Origin of the sequence: Leifsonia sp. EB34 (genome assembly GCF_041260585.1) — a bacterium.
In the GTDB taxonomy this organism is placed as follows: domain Bacteria; phylum Actinomycetota; class Actinomycetes; order Actinomycetales; family Microbacteriaceae; genus Leifsonia.
In genome coordinates, this window is sequence record NZ_JBGCCV010000002.1 from 1 (window position 1) to 12,975 (window position 12,975).

Genomic DNA, 12,975 nt, shown 5'->3' on the forward strand with positions numbered 1-12,975 from the left:
CCGCGCATGTGGGAGCGGTCGTGGATGATGTCCCACATCACGAACGTCTCCTCCGTCAGCCGCTGGTCCTCCAACATGAGCGCGGCATCGGCCGGAAGGTCGAGCTTGGTGATCGACGCCGCGGCGCGCACGACCCGGCGGTAGCGGGCGGCCTCCCGGTCCTGGAAGATCGCCCCCCACGTGAACGACGGGATCTCCGCCACGGACACGCTCTCCGGGAACAGGACCGCGGAGTTCGTGTCGTAGCCGGGGGTGAAGTCGATGAACGACAGGGACACGAACAAGGCGTTCGTGTACTGCTGCTCCAGCTCGCCGATGAAGTCGGGCCAGATGACCTCCACCAGCACGGCCTCCACGAACCGGTTCGTGCTGCCGTTCTGCGTGTACATCGGGAACACCACCAGGTGCGCGAGCCCGTCCTCCCGGTGAAGCTCGGGCCGGAAGGCGACGAGGGACTCCCGGAAGTCCGGCACCCCGAAGCCCTCATCGGCCCAGCGAGCGAAGTCCCGGTCGAGCGCGGCCAGATAACCCGCATCGTGCGGGAACAGGGGTGCGAGCGCCGCGACGGACGCGCGGATGGAGCGCACCAGCTCCACCGCCCAGGTGCGGCTGGCCAGCTCGTCGAGCGAGCCGTCCTTCACCTGGAGTTGCTGGAGGTCGATGGCGGCTTGCTTCAGGGTGAGCCAGTCGGGGTTCGCGCGCAGGCGGTCACGGTTCGGCGCCGCAGTGGCGGCGTAGTCGAGCTCGGTGTTCATCGGGATCCCTTTCGTGGCGATGGCGGGAATGGAGGGCGGCGGGCGACGGTGTCGAGGGCGCATCGCCCGCCGCAGTCTGGGGTGGGAGGGGAGGGGCGTCAGCTGATCAGCCGCGGCGCCCCGGTGTTCGCGGCCGAGCCGGGGAGCCCGTGCGACTGGAGGATCTTCGCGAGCTGCCCGTTCGCCTTGATCGTGGTGATGAAGCCGTCGAGGGCCTTCAGCAGCGCCGGGTTGTCGAAGGAGATCGGGAACGTCGTCTGCGGCGGCTGCAGGGAGGCGCCGATCACCGAGTCGGGCTTGGCGACCTTCACCTTCAGGTTCGGGGCGTTGAACGACCCGGAGCCGAAGCTGTCCATCGCGACCTGGAGACGGCCGGCCTTGAGGTCCTGGTACATGTCCGTCGTGGACTTGTAGATCCTGAGGTTGTCGCCGTAGTAGGCCTTCGCCTCGCCGACCCACAGGTCGCCGTCGACCGTGCCGACGGTCTTGCCCTTCAGCGACGACACGGTGTCGTAGCCCTCCTTCGACACGAACGCCATCTGGTCGAGGTACACCGGCTCGGTCAGCCCGACGATCTTGGCGCGGGAGGCCGACCGCCACCAGGAACCGGCGGCGACGTCGGAGCGTCCGGTCTGCACGGCGGGGATGACCGCCGCGGTCGCGACCGGGGTCGCGGTGACGGTGACGCACTCCTCCTTGGCGAACGCGTTGAGGATGTCGCCGTCGATCCCGCCGAGGGACGTCCCCTGCGAGGTGATGAACGGCGGCAGGGCGGAGAGGGTGACGGTCAGCGTCCCCTTGGAGATCGTGCTGAACGTGTCCTTGGGCTTGCAGCCGGCCGCGACGCCGGTGCTCCCGGACGACGAGCATCCGGTGAGCGCGGTGGCGAGGACGACGACGGCTGCGGCTGCTGTGCCGATGCGATTCGGGATGGTGCGCTGTGGCATGGTGCTGCTCCTTCAGGGGGTGGGGACCGGCGCTCGGTGCGGCGCCAGTGCTTTCTCGACACGCGCGCTCAACCAGCTCGCCGGGATCGTGATGGCCGCGTAGAGGAGCCCTGCCAGGGTGAGGATGCTCAGGTAGCGGAAGGTGGTGGAGCCGATCGAGTAGGCCTGCGACATCAGCTCGGGCACCGCGATCGTGTAGGCGAGCGAGGTGGCCTGGAAGATCATGATCGAGAACCCGACGAGCGGCGGGATCGCGATGCGGAGGCCCTGCGGGATCACGATGTACCGCAGCGCGTCCCGACGGCTGAGCCCGAGCGCGTCGGCGGCCTCCACCTCCGACTCCGGCACCGCCTGGAGGCCGCCCCGGATGATCTCGCTGGTGTAGGCCGCGGTGGTCAGGCCGAGGGCGATGACGGAGGCGGCGAACGAGCCGAAGGTGATCCCCACCGTCGGCAGCCCGAAGTAGACGAGCTGCAGCACGACCAGCGCGGGGGTGCCGCGGCCGATCTCCACGATGACGATGGTCGTCACCCGCAGCGCCTTGCTGCGGACGCTCGCGCCGAGCGCGAGCAGGAGGCCGGCCGGCAGCCCCACGGCCAGGATGGCGCCGGTGAGGCGCAGGCTCACCCCGAGGCCGCCGAGGAGCTGGGGCCAGAACTCGGTCCAGTCCTGTACGAGATTCATCGGGCGACCCTCTTCCGGAGCGTGGTGTCGAGGCGCCGGGTCAGCCAGGCGCACGGGATGGTCATGGCGATGTAGAGGGCGGCCGCCCAGAGGAACGGGACGATGCCGTTCGCGGTCTGGCTGGCATCCTGGCCGGCGAAGAAGACGATGTCCTGCACGCCGATCACCGACGCGATCGAGGAGTCCTTGAGCAGCCCGATCGCGTACGTCGCGGCGGCGGGGATGGACACCCGCAGCACCTGCGGCCCGATCACGGTGGCGAGCGTGGCCGAGCGGGACATCCCGAGGGCGTCGCTGGCCTCCCACTGCCCGTCGCTGATCGCGGTGAGGCCGCCGCGGTAGATCTCCGCCAGATACGCGGACGTGACGACGCCGAAGGCGATGATCGCGGCGGTGAACGGGTCGAGTTTGACGGCGCCGCTGCCGATCCCGAAGTAGAGGATGAACAGCCACACCAGCGGTGGGATGCCGCGGACGATCTCGATGACGGCGCGGGCGGCGAAGCGCAGCTACGCGAACCGCGAGCGGCGGGCGAGGACGAGCGGGACGCCGCCGACGGCCCCGATGGCGAAGGAGCACACGGTCACCAGCAGCGTCATCTGGACGCCCTGGGCGACGACGGCGAGGTGGTCCATCTCAGCGCTCCAGGACCGCGCGCAGGAACTGGCGGGTCCGCTCGGTGCCGGGCGCGGTGAACACCTGCTCCGGCTCGCCTTCTTCGAGGATGGCGCCCTTCGCCATCACGACCACCCGGTCGGAGACGTCGCGCGCGAACTGCATCTCGTGCGTGACGACGACCATGGTCATCCCGGACTTCGCGAGCTCCCGCATGACGGCCAGGACTTCGAGACCGACCTCCGGGTCGAGCGCGGAGGTCGGCTCGTCGAACAGCATCACGTGCGGGTCGAGGGCGAGCGCCCGGGCGATCGCGATGCGCTGCTGCTGGCCGCCCGAACAGCGCCCGGGGAACTGGTCGGCCTTGTCAGCGAGGCCCACCCGCTCCAGCAGCGCCGTCGACCGCGCGTCCGCCTCCGCCCGGCTGCGGCCGAGCACCCGCTCCTGCGCCAGGCTGATGTTGCGGAGCACCGTCATGTGCGGGAAAAGGTTGAAGGACTGGAACACCATGCCGACGTTGCGTCGCAACGCCTGGAGCTGCTTCCGCTTGATCTCCGCGCCGGCGTCCACCTGGACGCCCTCGACGGTGACGCAGCCGCTGTCCGGCACCTCCAGCAGGTTGACGCAGCGCAGCAGGGTGCTCTTGCCCGCGCCGCTCGGGCCGATGATCGCGACGACCTCGCCCTCGCGCACCGAGAGCGACACGTCGTCGATGACGGTGTGCTCCCCGTAGCGTTTCACGACCGATCGCAAGGCGATTGCGACCCCGTCGCGGTGATCTGATTCCAGCATGTCGAACCCGTTCCTGGAGGCTGTGGAGACAATCGACCGGGACGGTGTCCGATGCGGCGCCCGGCCACCGCGGCGATGCGGGGACGGGACGGGAACACTTCCGGCGTCGTTGTCGTGGATCGTTCTGGAACCAGGATGCGGCGACGCCGCCGCGCGCGCTACGGAACGAGCGCCGCTGTCGGTTGGGGCAGCGTTAGGAGTGGTTGGGCTGGGGGTTTGGTTGCGCGGCCGCGTGCGGGCGTGACGGGTGTCGGAAGCGCCAGAACAGGCTATTGCGTCAGTCGCGAGCACTCTGTACGTTAGTGCTCACAACTGACATTGCAGAGGCAGGAGTGTTCGATGATGAACAAGAAAAGGGCCTATGCAGCCTTCGCGATTGCCGCCGTCATCGCCGGTGCTTGTTCGGCGGTGGCGATGCCCGCACAGGCAAATGAAGGAGCCGACCTCGCCGCAGAGGCGCCGATGACCTTCGTGCCCATGACAAGGGAGAACGCCGCAGCCGCCGGGTACGAAGTCCGCACGAATCCTGACGGGACGCTCTACGGGGTGCCGATCGGCGCTCCCGACGGGAGCCATGAGAGGGAGGTCCGCGTGAGCGCAGCAGACTCGATCATCAAGTCTCGTGGAACTGTCTCCGGGAACTGCGGATACGCGACCGTCGATTTCCTGTCGAAGTCGACCATCACCACGTCCTACCGGATCAATCCGTCGTTCGGCCTGCCCGTCAGTCACAACTGGCAGATCATGTACTCGTCCAGGATCGATCTCACGTACCAGATGATGTCGGGCATCCCGTCGTGGGGTTCGCAATCCTGGGCTGCGACGGCTGGCGTGAAGGGCCACGCGGCACCGGGCGAGAAGTTGACCGCGATGGCGTCGGGCAGCGTGCTGACCTCGTGGGGCTACTGCACGTCCGGCAACCCGACCGCGTCGATCACCTTCTGATCGGGGCGGCGTCGTGCCCAAGCCCTTCCTCGAGCTGACCGAGCAGGAGCGCGGCGCCGTCGTCCGAGTGGTCGCGGTCCGCGTTCCCGTCGGCGGCCAGGACGTCTCGTGGGACGTCTTCCTGTATTCGATCGGACGCCGGGACCCTGTTGCGCACGAGGCCCCGACGGGCGAACGCGGGAACAACGACGACGTCGAGTCGCTCACCGCGTACGTCGATCACTACCTCGGCCGGCTGGGGCTGGAGCGGGCGGAGGAGTTCAGCGTCGGCGACGGCGGGCTGGAGGCGCGCGTTAGCCGCGTTGTCGGCGGCTGACGGGACTCAGTCGGCCCCCGGGCGGCTGAGCCCCTGCACGTGGGCAATCAACTGCCCCGCCACCGCCTCGAACGGCTCGATGCTCGACTGGGCCCTGCTGAGGATGACACCCCCCTCACTCCCGGCCACGAGCAGCACGGCCGCGCCGCCGGCGGCGTCGGCCGGCACGCCGCCCAGGGTCAGCAGCTCCGCGAGGAGGTCGGTCCAGCCGCGGAACACCGCACCGGACTCCTGGAGCAGGTCGGCGGAGTCCGCGGCCACCGCGACGGCGACCGCCGAGCAGCCGATCCGGAACTGCGACGCCAGTAGGAGCCGCCGCCAGGCGTCCAGGAACGTCGCGGCGACCTCCGCTGCAGGCAGGCCGCGCGCCGACTCGATGACGGCGACGGACCGCGCGCGCTGCAGGTCGAGCGCCTGCGCGACCAGGCTCGCCTTGCCGCCGGGGAAGTGGTGGTAGATCGAGCCGCGCGGCGCTCCGGTGAGGGCGACGACCTCGGCGAACGAGGTCTCCTGGAGGCCCTTCTCCGCGAGCAGCCGGGCCGCCCCCTCGATCATGCGCGCCTTCGCGTCCGAGACCATCCGCATCCTTCCTCACCGGAAACCCTTGACTATGACGACCATCATAATTCACACTGGACCCGCAACCCCGGAACCGAGGAGATGAGTCCCATGCCCATGATCGACGTCTATGCGACCGCCGGCACCTTCGCCGACCCGCACGCGCTCGCCGCGACCCTCGCCGACACCCTCAAGACCATCGAGCAGGTGCCCGACATCCCGTTGTTCCGCAAGAACACCGCTGCCTTCGTCCACGAGCTCGCCGATGGCGCGCTCTCGAACGTCGACGGCGACTCGGACTACGTGCGCGTGCAGGTGCTCACGAACGCCGGAGCGCTCGACCGGCTCAAGCAGCTCGCGGTCGTCGAGCGGTTCACGGCCATCGTCGCCGAGGCCGCCGGGGACCCGTCGCTGGCCGGCCGCACCTGGGTGCTCCTCACCGAGGCGGTCGAGGGCGGCTGGGGTCTGGGCGGCCACGCCAACACCAACGAGGAGCTGGTGCTGGCCGCACGTGCGCAGATCGTCGAGCTGCAGGCGGCGGCACGGGAGGACTGACCGGCCTCAGCCCTTCGTCAGGTCCTGCGCCAGCATCACCAGGATGCCGCTCGGCCCGCGCAGGTAGGTCAGTTTGTAGACGTCCCGGTAGTTCGCCACGCCGCGGAGCGGACGGCACCCGTGCCGCGCGGCGATCTCCAGCGCCGCCTCGATGTCGTCCACCTGGAACGCGACGCGGTGCATGCCGATCTCGTTCGGGAGGGTCGGCTCGGTCTCGATGGCCTCGGGATGGAGGTATTCGAACAGCTCCAGCCGGCCCTGGCCGCGCGGCGTCTGGAGCAGCGCGATGTTCGCGTGGTTGCCGTCCAGGCCGACCGCGGTGTCCGTCCATTCGCCGCTGACCGTGTCGCGGCCGACGACCTCCAGGCCGAGGTCGGTGAAGAAGGCGATCGCCGCCTCCAGGTCGCGGACCGCGATGCCGACATTGTCGAGTGTGATGGGCATGCGTCGCATGGTACCCACCCGCTGTCGCGCGCGGCCGCGTTCAGGCTACGCGCGTGAACGGATCGGGGATCGCCGCCAGCAGCTCCTTCGTGTAGGGGTGCGTCGCACCGTCGATGACCTGCGCGGCGGGGCCCTGCTCCATCACCCGGCCGCCCTCGAGGACGGTGACCTCGTCGGCGAGCGCCCGCGCGGACAGCAGGTCGTGGGTGATGTAGAGCATCGCGATGCCGCGCTCGGAGACCAGCCTTCTCAGCAGGTCGAGGATCTCCGCACGGATCGAGACGTCGAGCATCGAGACCGGCTCGTCGGCGATCAGGACGGCCGGGTCGGCGGCGAGCGCCCGCGCGATCACCACGCGCTGGCGCTGCCCTCCCGAGAGCTCGTGCGGAAGCTTGTCGATGAACCGGGCGGCGGGCGTGAGCCCGACCTGCTCGAGCAGCGTCAGCGCCCGGTCGCGCACGGTCGACCGGGTCGCACCGCCGTAGTTCTGCAGGGGCCGGGACAGGATGTACTCGACCGTGTTCGCCGGATTGAGCGACGAGAACGGGTCCTGGAAGACCAGCTGCGTCGTGGCCCGGTAGTCGTGCAGGGGCCGCCCGCGCAGCGTCCCGACCGAGACGGCCGCCCGCTCCCCGACCGTCAGGGTGACGGTCCCGGTGTCGGGCCGCTCCATGCCGAGCAGCAGCCGGGCGATGGTGGACTTGCCGGAGCCGGACTGCCCGACGAGGGCGGTGACGGTCCGCTCGCGGAGGGTCAGGGAGACGCTGTCGAGCGCCGTCACCGCTCGGCGGGTGCGCCCCCGGCCGACGCGATAGGTCTTGCCGACGGCCGTCATCGTGAGGATCGCCGGCTGTGCGGAGCCGTCGGCGCTCTTCGCAGAGCTGCCGGAGCTGACGCGGTAGGCGTCGAGCAACTGCCCGGCGTACGGGTGCGACGGCTGGGCGAGCAGCTCGGCGGGTGTCGACTGCTCGACGATGACGCCGTCGAGCATGACCATGACCCGGTCGCTCAGCTCGAGGACCGTCCCGATGTCGTGACTGACGAACAGCACCGCGAAGCCGAGCTGCGCCTGGAGGTCGCGGAGGCGATCCAGGATGCGCCGCTGCACGAGCACGTCGAGGCCGGTCGTCGGCTCGTCGAGGACGACCAGCTTCGGGCCGAGCGCGAGGGCCAGCGCCAGAGCGACCCGCTGCTTCATCCCGCCCGACAGCTCGTGCGGGTAGGAGGCGAGGACGGTCTCGTCCAGGTCCACCATCCGCAGCAGCTCCGCCGCGCGCTCCCGGGAGGCGGGGACGCGGTGGGCCTTGAAGGTGTCCTGGAACTGCGCGCCGACCGTCAGCACCGGGTTCAGCGAGTTCATCGACGACTGGAAGACGGTCGAGAGCGACACCCAGCGGATGCCGCGCAGCTCGTCGTCCGACAGACCGTCGATGCGCCGGCCGTCGAACTCGACGCTGCCGCCCTCCTGACGGGCCGGCTTGCTCAGCAGCCCCAGCACGGCGTTGCCGAGAGTGGACTTGCCGCAGCCGGACTCGCCGACCAGGCCGACGAACTCGCCCTCGCCGATGTCGAAGGTGGCGCCCTTCACCGCGTGGTGGGGCGCGTGGTCGCGCGGGCGGTAGACGACGGACAGATCGGTGACCTGCAGAAGAGCCACGGTCATCCCTCCCTCAGGTGCGGGTTGCTCAGCGTGTCGATGCCGAAGTTGATGAGCGTGAAGCTCGTGATCAGGAGGGCCAGCGCGAGCCCTGGCGCGATCAGCCACGCGAATTGCCCGGTCAGCAGCGCCCCGCCGATGTTGGCCTGGTTGAGCATCGCGCCCCAGCTCACCGTCTGCGGGTCGCCGAGGCCGAGGAACGACAGTCCGGCCTCGCCGCCGATGGCCCCGAGCGAGGCGCCCATGAAGCCGACGACGATGAGGGAGGTCATGTTGGGCATGATCTCGCGGAAGATGATCCGGCTGGTGCGGTCGCCGGCGAGCTTGGCGGCCGCGACGTAGTCGCGGGTGCGCAGCGAGATGACCTGGGACCGTTTGATGCGGGCGCCGTACGCCCACCCGGTGATGCTGATGACGAAGATGATCAGTCCGAGCCCGCGCACCGGTGAGTAGGACGCCAGGGTGACGATCAGCGGCAGGGTGGGGACCACGAGCGCCAGGTTCGTGAAGAACGACAGGATCTCGTCCACGATCCCGAGGCTGTAGCCGGCGGTCAGCCCGATCACGAGGCCGATCACCGTCGAGATGGCGCCGGCGATGAGGCCGACGATCAGCGACGTGCGCGCGCCCCAGATGAGCTGGCTGAGCACGTCCTCGCCGCTGTCGGTCGTCCCGAGCCAGTGCGCGGCGCTCGGGCCGGCGCTCTGGTCGGGCCCGGAGGCGCGCGGATCGTACGGGGCGAGCCAGGGGGCGAGCACCGCGGCGAGGATGAACACCGCGAGCATGATGAGCCCGATCCGGCACTTGGGGTCGCGCCACAGCAGCACGTACCAGCGGGGGCCGCGGCCGCGTCCCGGTTCGCTCGTGGTGGGGGTGGTGGCCGCGGGGAGGGCCGTTGCTACGCTCATGCCGTCGCCGCCTTTCGCACTCGGGGGTCCAGGACGCCGTACAGGATGTCGGCCGCGAGGTTGGCCACCAGCACGCCGACGGTCGTCAGCAGGAAGATCGCCTGCAGCAGCGGGTAGTCGCTGTTGCCGACCGCCTCGAACAGCAGCCGTCCCAGACCCGGGTAGTTGAAGATCGTCTCGACGAGGATGGTGCCGCCGAGGAGGCCGCCGAGCGCCAGGGCGAACCCGGTGACCGACGGCAGGATGGCGATGCGGGCCCCGTAGCTCAGCGCGATGGTCCGCTCCGACAGCCCTTTCGCCTTCGCGAGGCGCGAGTAGTCCTCGCCCAGGGTCTGCACCATGTTGTTGCGCATCGCCAGGATCCAGCCGAGCGGGCCGGTGATGAGGAGGGCCAGCATGGGCAGCGCCGCGTGCGACACCACATCCCCGACGAAGGGCAGATTCCAGCCGGGGTCGGTCGAGCTGTAGCCGCCCGACGCCGGGAAGACCTGCCAGATGAAGCAGAACACGAAGATCAGCATCAGGGCGATCCAGAAGAACGGCAGCGTGCCGAGGAACGTCGAGCCCAGCGTCAGGACGGAGTCGACCCGGGAGCCGCGGCGGTAGGCCGCCCACGACCCGAGCAGGGTGCCGACCACGAACGAAACGATGGTGGTGATCCCGACCAGCGCGATCGTCCACGGCATCGCCTGCGAGATCACGTCGGTGACCTTGTACGGGAAGTAGGTGAACGACACTCCGAAGTCGCCGCGGGCGATGGCGCCGAGGTAGTCGAGGTACTGCTGGAACAGGTTCTTGTCGCTCACCCCCAGCATCAGCCGGACGGCGTGGAGCTGGGCGGGATCGATGGAGGCGTTCCGTCCGACGAGCTTGCGGACGATGGCCTCCGCCGGATCCCCCGGCTGGAGCCGGGGGATCAGGAAGTTGAGGGTGATCGCCGCCCAGAGCGTGGCGACGAAGAACCCTCCTCGCCGGAGGAAGTAGCGCATCGGTCGTTCCTACTGCGCCGGCTTCAGGTGCGTCAGGATGATCGGCATGTCGCCCGGCTTCGCGTACGGGTCGCTCGCGCTGGGCCAGCCGACCGCGCGCTTCGTCGAGTACTCGAACCAGCTCGCGCCGTACCAGAGCGGGATGTACGGCTTCTGGTCGTACATGATGCTCGCCAGCTTGCCCACGGTCTTCTTCTGGGCGGCCACGTCGGACTCCTGACCGAGCTGCGCGATCAGGGAGTCGGTCGTGGCGTCGCGCCAGCGGACCTCGTTCGTCTTCGCCGCCTGGCCGATCGGAGCCGTCTCCGAGCTCGCGAGCGGCTCGAGGAAGTTGCGGTAGATGTCGCAGGAGCCGCCGCGGACGCCGAAGGTCAGGTCGTACTCGCCGGTGAGGCGGTTCTGGTTCTGGACGTCGGGCGTCGGGTTCTGCATGTCGACGGTGATGCCGAGCGCCTTGAAGTCCGACTGGATGATCTTGCCGGCCTGGATCCAGTCGTTCCAGCCGCCCGGGATCTGGATCGAGAAGCTGAGCGGCTTGCCGTCCTTGCCGAGGCGCGCGCCGTTGGAGCCGAGCTTGTAGCCGGCCTTGTCGAGGTCGGCCTTCGCCGTGTCGACGTCGTAGGAGACGTAGCCGCCGTTTGGGATCGACGAGGGCAGCCAGTCCTTGGCGTTCGGGAGGACGAGGCTGGTCTGGCTCGCCTGCGCGACATAGCCCTGCTCGGCCTCGTTCACGATGGTCTTCTTGTCCATCGCCTTCGAGATCGCGTCGCGGAACGACTGGTCGTCGAACGGCTTCTTGTCGAGGTTCATGTACAGGCTGATCGGCGAACCGGCCGGGAACCAGTACTTGTTGTGCTTCGGGTCCTTGGCCACGTAGGACTTCTCGATGTCCGGGATGTACATGGCGTTCATGTCGTAGTCGCCGCGGGCGAGCTTGAGCTGGTCGACCTGGCCCTGGTCCGAGTTGTTGAACTGGATCTTGTCCACGCGGATCTTGTCCGCCTGCCAGTAGTCGGGGTTGCGCTTGAGCACGAGCGTCGTCGGGTTGAACGAGTCGGTCAGCATCGATCCGGTGCCGACCGGCTTGGTGTTCGTGTACGTGGTCGGATCGGCGACCTTCGACCAGATGTGCTTCGGCACGATGAGCACCTTGTTGATGGCGGTCAGGCTGCTGGCGCCCGGGCCGTCGAAGTGGAAGGTGACGGAGCCGGTCCCGGTCTTCTCGACGGACGCGAGGTGGGCCCACGCGCCGTTGGTGTCGAGTGCCGGGTACTTCTTGATCATGTCGAACGTGAACACGACGTCGTCGGCCGTGAACGGCGTGCCGTCGGAGAACTTCACGCCGTCGCGGAGCGTGAAGACGAGAGTGGACGGATCGCTCCACTTCATCTCGGTCGCGAGCCACGGCTGGTATGTGCAGGAGAACTGGTTCTGCATCATCAGCGGCTCGTAGATGTAGTTGCCCACGCTGAGCGCCGTCGCCAGGTAGGGGTTGTAGTTGGCCTTGGGGTTCGAGCCCCCGCCGAAACCGCCGAAGTTGAGCAGCGGGATGCGGCCGTCGGAGCCCGTTGCCCCGGTTCCGCCCGCGCCGCTGCAGCCGCTCATCGCGAGGGCGGCGACCGTGGCTCCGGCGAGAACGGCCGCCATCCTCCTACCGGTCTTCTTCGTCATGCGTCGTCGGTCCATAGTGGACACCTCCTTGTGTCAGGGCGATTGTTGTTGGTCGGTACGAGTGGGAAAAAGTCTCAGCGGGTGCCGGCCGGGCAGCCGCAGCTGCCGCGCCGTACGACGTGCGAGGGGACGACGACGCTCTCGGCGCGCCGCTCGGCGATGAGGTCGAGCAGCAGTTCGGCGGCGGTGCCGGCGAGGTCCTGCAGCGGACGCGCGAGCGTGGTGAGGCCGGGGGTCACCAGGCCCGCCATCGGCACATCGTCCACTCCGGTGATCGCCAGCTCGTCGCCGATGGCGACGCCCTCGCCGAGGGCGGCGAACATCAGGCCGAGCGCGAGCTCGTCGTTCGCGCAGACGACGCCGTCGAGCTCGCCCGCGCGCAGCGACGCGATGATGCCCGGCGCTGCCAGCACGCCGTCGGCCTGGGCGAGCCACGCGGGGATGGGCTCGCGCGGCTCCAGTCCGGCGTCGCGCAGCGCCGCCGCGTACTGGTCGTAGCGCGACTGGATGTCGGGCGAGTCGCTCGGGCGCCCCAGGAAGGCGAGCCGGGTGCGCCCGTGGTCGCGGATGAGGTGCGTGACGAGCTCGTGCATCTGCGTGTGGTCGCTGCGCACCTGGAGGGCGTCGGCGGGGATGTCGGTGCCGGCCGGATTGCCGCCGATCACCACGATGGGCACCAGTTCGGCCAGGCGGTCGAGCACCTGCTCCTCGACCACGCCGGCGTGCACGGCGAGGCCGTCGACGCGCTCCGTCATCGCTTCGAGGTCGGCGGCCGAGTCGCGCAGCGCGTGCGTGCTGAAGATGTTGACGCTCACCCCGGCCTGGATCGCCGCGCGGTCGAAGCCTTCGATGAGCTCGCCGAAGTACGGGCCGGTCAGACCGGGGAAGACGATTCCGAGGGTGCTGTTGCGGCGCTGACGCAGTGCGGAGCCGAAGTGGCTGGGGCGGTAGCCGTACTGCTCGATGGCCTCGGAGACGCGCTTGCGCATCTCCGGCGAGACCTGGCCGACGCCCCGGTAGACGCGCGACACGGTCGCCGTCGACACACCGGCCAGCTCGGCGATCTGGCGCACGTTGAGGCGCTCTCCGTCGCGCTGGGGCTTCGCCACGTCAACTCCTTCGTCGGGGTTTGTCGTCTG

16 protein-coding genes are annotated in these 12,975 nt (G+C 69.3%); 3 read left to right on the forward strand and 13 right to left on the reverse strand.

Annotated features, from left to right (window positions below; all coding sequences use genetic code 11):
• From ABIA36_RS09380 to ABIA36_RS09405, 6 genes are all read right to left on the reverse strand, one after another.
• On the reverse strand, positions 1-755 hold a 755-nt coding region (locus tag ABIA36_RS09380; protein ID WP_369962104.1), incomplete at its 3' end, for a DUF6421 family protein.
• Positions 756-853: 98 nt separating this feature from the next.
• The gene (locus ABIA36_RS09385) at positions 854-1,702 is read right to left on the reverse strand and encodes a substrate-binding periplasmic protein (protein WP_369962105.1); all 849 of its coding nucleotides are present in this window, start codon (positions 1,700-1,702) and stop codon (positions 854-856) included.
• Positions 1,703-1,714: 12 nt separating this feature from the next.
• Positions 1,715-2,386 carry an amino acid ABC transporter permease gene (locus tag ABIA36_RS09390; protein WP_369962106.1) on the reverse strand — a complete coding sequence of 224 codons (672 nt, stop codon included), beginning with the start codon at positions 2,384-2,386 and terminating at the stop codon, positions 1,715-1,717.
• Positions 2,383-2,895, reverse strand: a complete 513-nt coding sequence (locus tag ABIA36_RS09395; protein WP_369963731.1) for an amino acid ABC transporter permease — start codon at positions 2,893-2,895, stop codon at positions 2,383-2,385. Before ABIA36_RS09395 ends, ABIA36_RS09390 begins: the two co-directional genes overlap by 4 nt.
• Complete coding sequence (locus ABIA36_RS09400) at positions 2,896-3,021, reverse strand: hypothetical protein (protein ID WP_369962107.1); 126 nt, start codon at positions 3,019-3,021, stop codon at positions 2,896-2,898.
• A gap of 1 nt (position 3,022) precedes the next feature.
• Positions 3,023-3,793, reverse strand: coding sequence for an amino acid ABC transporter ATP-binding protein (locus ABIA36_RS09405; RefSeq protein ID WP_369962108.1), 771 nt, complete (start codon positions 3,791-3,793; stop codon positions 3,023-3,025).
• Positions 3,794-4,132: 339 nt separating this feature from the next.
• On the opposite strand from ABIA36_RS09405, the gene ABIA36_RS09410 reads away from it, so the two are divergent.
• Both ABIA36_RS09410 and ABIA36_RS09415 read left to right on the forward strand, forming a co-directional pair.
• The gene (locus ABIA36_RS09410; protein ID WP_369962109.1) at positions 4,133-4,738 is read left to right on the forward strand and encodes a hypothetical protein; all 606 of its coding nucleotides are present in this window, start codon (positions 4,133-4,135) and stop codon (positions 4,736-4,738) included.
• A 13-nt stretch (positions 4,739-4,751) separates the two neighbouring features.
• Complete coding sequence (locus ABIA36_RS09415) at positions 4,752-5,054, forward strand: hypothetical protein (RefSeq protein WP_369962110.1); 303 nt, start codon at positions 4,752-4,754, stop codon at positions 5,052-5,054.
• Positions 5,055-5,060: 6 nt separating this feature from the next.
• Here the strand turns inward: ABIA36_RS09415 and ABIA36_RS09420 are convergent, their stop codons facing one another.
• Positions 5,061-5,633 (reverse strand): TetR/AcrR family transcriptional regulator, encoded by a 573-nt coding sequence (locus ABIA36_RS09420; RefSeq protein WP_369962111.1) that lies wholly within the window; start codon positions 5,631-5,633, stop codon positions 5,061-5,063.
• A 90-nt stretch (positions 5,634-5,723) separates the two neighbouring features.
• Between ABIA36_RS09420 and ABIA36_RS09425 the strand changes: the two genes are divergently transcribed.
• The gene (locus tag ABIA36_RS09425) at positions 5,724-6,167 is read left to right on the forward strand and encodes a 4-oxalocrotonate tautomerase family protein (RefSeq protein WP_369962112.1); all 444 of its coding nucleotides are present in this window, start codon (positions 5,724-5,726) and stop codon (positions 6,165-6,167) included.
• A gap of 6 nt (positions 6,168-6,173) precedes the next feature.
• Here ABIA36_RS09425 and ABIA36_RS09430 read toward each other — a convergent pair whose 3' ends face one another.
• The 6 genes from ABIA36_RS09430 to ABIA36_RS09455 are packed head-to-tail and all read right to left on the reverse strand — an operon-like array spanning position 6,174 to position 12,945.
• Entirely contained in the window at positions 6,174-6,611 is a 438-nt protein-coding gene (locus tag ABIA36_RS09430; RefSeq protein ID WP_369962113.1) for a VOC family protein, read from the reverse strand.
• 40 nt (positions 6,612-6,651) lie between these two features.
• Positions 6,652-8,274, reverse strand: a complete 1,623-nt coding sequence (locus ABIA36_RS09435) for an ABC transporter ATP-binding protein (RefSeq protein WP_369962114.1) — start codon at positions 8,272-8,274, stop codon at positions 6,652-6,654.
• The gene (locus tag ABIA36_RS09440) at positions 8,271-9,176 is read right to left on the reverse strand and encodes an ABC transporter permease (RefSeq protein ID WP_369962115.1); all 906 of its coding nucleotides are present in this window, start codon (positions 9,174-9,176) and stop codon (positions 8,271-8,273) included. Before ABIA36_RS09440 ends, ABIA36_RS09435 begins: the two co-directional genes overlap by 4 nt.
• Positions 9,173-10,165, reverse strand: coding sequence for an ABC transporter permease (locus ABIA36_RS09445; protein WP_369962116.1), 993 nt, complete (start codon positions 10,163-10,165; stop codon positions 9,173-9,175). The genes ABIA36_RS09440 and ABIA36_RS09445 overlap by 4 nt, the downstream gene beginning before the upstream one ends.
• 9 nt (positions 10,166-10,174) lie before the next feature.
• Positions 10,175-11,851, reverse strand: a complete 1,677-nt coding sequence (locus ABIA36_RS09450; protein ID WP_369962117.1) for an ABC transporter substrate-binding protein — start codon at positions 11,849-11,851, stop codon at positions 10,175-10,177.
• A 59-nt stretch (positions 11,852-11,910) separates the two neighbouring features.
• On the reverse strand, positions 11,911-12,945 hold the full coding sequence (locus ABIA36_RS09455; protein ID WP_369962118.1) for a LacI family DNA-binding transcriptional regulator: 1,035 nt from the start codon (positions 12,943-12,945) through the stop codon (positions 11,911-11,913).
• Positions 12,946-12,975: the final 30 nt, after the last annotated feature.